This is a genomic window from Streptomyces caeni, from assembly GCF_042678285.1.
Lineage (GTDB): Bacteria > Actinomycetota > Actinomycetes > Streptomycetales > Streptomycetaceae > Streptomyces > Streptomyces caeni.
This window is the reverse complement of sequence record NZ_JBHUDX010000159.1, coordinates 1-1,840: the sequence shown is the minus strand read 5'-3', so window position 1 is coordinate 1,840 and position 1,840 is coordinate 1. Positions and strand designations below refer to the sequence as shown.

The window sequence follows — 1,840 nt, the reverse complement described above, 5'->3', positions numbered from 1 at the left end:
ATCCCGGCGGGGATCGACGTCGCCCTGGTCCTGGAGGAGGGCGCCGACCTGTACGAGCGGGCCGCCGCCGGAGTCCCGGAAGGACCCCGTCGGGAGGTGCTTCTGGCGGCGGCTGGTGTTCTGCGTGATGAGTCGCGGCCGCCGGTGGCGCGGTTGGCGGGGGCGTTGGCGCCGGAGGTGGATGCGGTGCTGGCGTCGTGTCCGTTGCGGGAGTCGGTGTCGGCGGTGGGGCCGTTCGCGTTGCTGGTGGAGCGGGAGCGGGCGTTGTTCGGGTCGTGGTACGAGTTCTTTCCGCGGTCGGAGGGGACGGTGGGGCGTCCGCACGGGACGTTCCGGTCGGCGGCGCGGCGGTTGCCGGTGATCGCGTCGATGGGGTTCGACGTGGTGTATCTGCCGCCGGTGCATCCGATCGGGACGACGTTTCGCAAGGGGCCGAACAACAGTCCCTCGGCGGGTGCGGGGGATGTGGGGGTGCCGTGGGCGGTGGGGTCGCCGGAGGGGGGTCATGACGCGGTGCATCCGGAGTTGGGGACGATCGGGGATTTCGACTGGTTTGTTGGGCGGGCGCGGGAGTTGGGGCTGGAGGTGGCGCTGGACTTCGCGTTGCAGTGTTCGCCGGATCATCCGTGGGTGGCGAAGCATCCGGAGTGGTTCCTGCATCGGGCGGACGGGTCGGTGGCGTATGCGGAGAACCCGCCGAAGAAGTACCAGGACATCTATCCGCTGTATTTCGATGCGGATATGGAGGGTCTGGTGGCGGAGTCGCTGCGGATTCTGCGGTTCTGGATGGGGCATGGGGTGCGGATCTTCCGGGTGGACAATCCGCATACGAAGCCGGTGGTGTTCTGGGAGCGGGTGATCGGGGAGATCGGGCGGTCGGATCCGGATGTGGTGTTCCTGGCGGAGGCGTTCACGCGGCCGGCGATGATGAGGGCGTTGGCGGCGGTGGGGTTCCAGCAGTCGTACACGTATTTCACGTGGCGGAATTCGAAGCGGGAGCTGACGGAGTATCTGACGGAGTTGTCGGGCGGGACGGCTGCGTATATGCGGCCGAACTTCTTTGTGAACACGCCGGACATCCTGCATGCGTATCTGCAGCGTGGGGGGCGGCCGGCGTTCGAGGTGCGGGCGGTGCTGGCGGCGACGCTGTCGCCGTCGTGGGGGGTGTATTCCGGGTATGAGCTGTGTGAGAACGTGCCGTTGCGGGAGGGCAGTGAGGAGTATCTGGACTCGGAGAAGTACCAGTTGCGGCCCCGGGACTGGGAGGCCGCGGAGCGGGAGGGGCGCAGCATCGCGCCCCTGATCACGAAGCTCAACGCGATCCGGCGCCGGCATCCCGCTCTGCAGCGGCTCAGGAACCTGCACTTCCATCATGCCGACAACGACGCGGTGATCGTGTACAGCAAGCGTTCGGGTCCGGACGCGGTTGTGGTGGTCGTGAACCTGGATCCCCACCACACCCAGGAGGCGACGGTCTCGTTGGACATGCCGCGGCTCGGTCTCGACTGGCACGAGTCGGTGCCGGTGCGCGACGAGCTCACCGGTGTCACCTACCACTGGGGCAGGGCCAACTATGTGCGTCTTTCGCCGGGCGATGGCCCCGCGCACGTGCTGACCGTCCTGCGACCGTCCTCACCGCAGATCGGAGGGTCACCCACACGATGATCGTCAACGAGCCCGTCCCGGACACCTTCGAGGACACTCCCGCCGCGGACCGCGATCCGGAGTGGTTCAAGCGTGCCGTCTTCTACGAGGTCCTGGTCAGGTCCTTCCAGGACAGCAACGGCGACGGCGTGGGCGACCTGAAGGGGCTGACGGCGAAGCTGGACTATCTGCAGTG

2 protein-coding genes are annotated in these 1,840 nt (G+C 67.6%); both read left to right on the top strand.

Translation table 11 applies throughout. The features are described 5' to 3' along the window. On the top strand, positions 1-1,665 hold a 1,665-nt coding region (locus ACFSL4_RS37365; protein WP_381092573.1), incomplete at its 5' end, for an alpha-1,4-glucan--maltose-1-phosphate maltosyltransferase. Next, positions 1,662-1,840 (top strand): alpha-amylase family glycosyl hydrolase (locus ACFSL4_RS37360; protein WP_465269779.1); only part of this gene is annotated, 179 nt, incomplete at its 3' end. The genes ACFSL4_RS37365 and ACFSL4_RS37360, both read left to right, overlap by 4 nt.